The 1465-nt window shown below is 71.1% G+C and carries 3 protein-coding genes; 1 reads left to right on the plus strand and 2 read right to left on the minus strand.

Annotated elements, in window-relative coordinates; genetic code table 11:
- Positions 1-27: 27 nt before the first annotated feature.
- On the minus strand, positions 28-363 hold the full coding sequence (locus PLL68_RS15130) for an Lrp/AsnC family transcriptional regulator (RefSeq protein WP_324535518.1): 336 nt from the start codon (positions 361-363) through the stop codon (positions 28-30).
- Positions 364-415: 52 nt separating this feature from the next.
- On the opposite strand from PLL68_RS15130, the gene PLL68_RS15135 reads away from it, so the two are divergent.
- The gene (locus tag PLL68_RS15135; protein ID WP_324535520.1) at positions 416-901 is read left to right on the plus strand and encodes a LysE family translocator; all 486 of its coding nucleotides are present in this window, start codon (positions 416-418) and stop codon (positions 899-901) included.
- Between the two features lie 5 nt (positions 902-906).
- Here the strand turns inward: PLL68_RS15135 and PLL68_RS15140 are convergent.
- A partial coding sequence (locus tag PLL68_RS15140) for a hypothetical protein (RefSeq protein WP_324535522.1) occupies positions 907-1465 on the minus strand: 559 nt, incomplete at its 5' end.

Below are 1465 nucleotides of genomic sequence, written 5' to 3' on the forward strand. Positions count from 1 at the left end.
CCGCCCGGGAAGCACCGGCATCCGGGTTCAGACGGTGAGGTCCGACTTCACCGTCTTCATGACGAACCGCGACTCGAGCCGCCCGAGGTTCGGCAGCGCCATGAGCTCCTCGGTCATGAACCTCTCGTAGGTCTCGAGGTCGGCCACGGCGACGAGGGCCTGGTAGTCGGGGCGCCCTAACATGCGCCGGCACTGCACGACCTCGTCGTACGAGGCCAGGGCCTGCTCGAACTCCTGGAGCAACCCCTTGCCCTGTCCGGCCAGCTCGAAGTCGACGTTCACGACGAACTGCCGCCCCACCGCCGCGGGGTCGATGCGTGCTGAGTACCCGAGGATGACGCCGCGCTCCTCGAGGCGCCGCACCCGCCGCAGGCACGGCGAACCGCGGTCATCTCGGCCGGGGTCGCCCCCCCTCGTGGATGCCGTTCCCGCCGCCCTCGTCGCCCTCACCGTCGTGGGCGGTGCCTACCTGCTCCACCTCGGCGTCGCGACCCTGCGCAGCACCCGCACCGTGGGCGCCCCGAACCTTTCACCCACGTCGGATGCCGTGAGCCCCACCCCCGTGAGCCCCACCACCGCGGGGCACGGGTTCCTGCGGCGGGGGATCGCCGTCAGTGCCCTCAACCCCAAGTCGCTGCTCTTCTTCCTGGCGTTCCTGCCGCAGTTCACCCGCCAGAGCGCGCCGTGGCCGATGCCCGTGCAGCTCCTCGTGCTCGGTGTGGTCTGGGTCGTGCTGGCCGGTCTGGTCTACGCGGCGATGGGTTTCACGGTGCAGCGCACCCTGGCCCAGCGGCCGCACCTGCAACGCGGCGTCGCCCTGGTCGCCGGGGTCGCGATGATCCTCGCGGGTGTCGGGCTCCTCGGTGAGCAACTCGTGCACACACTGACCGCCGTTGCCTGACGCCCTCAGCGGCCCCGGGACGGGCGGGTCGGGAGGGTGTAGCCGACGCCGTCCAGCCCCGGGTCGACGGCGATGCCCATGTGCTTGAGCAGCATCGGCATGACGTCGACCGAGCGCACCGGCGCCTGCAGGTCGGTGCGTGACAGGTCGGCCCCGGCGAAGACGATCGGGATCTGCTGGCTGCGACGCTGGATCCCGCCGTGGTCACCGGCCACCGAGTACGTCGTGTCGTCGACCAGGGTGGCGATGACCTCGGGCCCGTAGGCCGCGGCCTCGGTGTCGACGAGCTCCTGCGCGTGCTGGACGAACCATGCCTTCTCCCCGGGGTTGGTCATCCGGTCGTACCGCACGGGGGAGACCCGGGTGTAGCGGTCGCCGGCACGGGTCCACACGGCCGAGACACCCGGCATCCCCGCCATGATGGATGCCGCCTCGCTCACCTTCGCGGGGGAGGTGTCCTTCAGCCAGGCCCGCAGCATCGAGTCGCTGTAGCTCAGGCCCACGTTGTCGGTGTCGGTGAGGGGCTTGAGCGCGTCCTGCGGCTTCAGGTACGGGGCGTCGTTG

Origin of the sequence: Ornithinibacter sp., assembly GCF_035443565.1 — a bacterium.
GTDB lineage: Bacteria > Actinomycetota > Actinomycetes > Actinomycetales > Dermatophilaceae > Fodinibacter.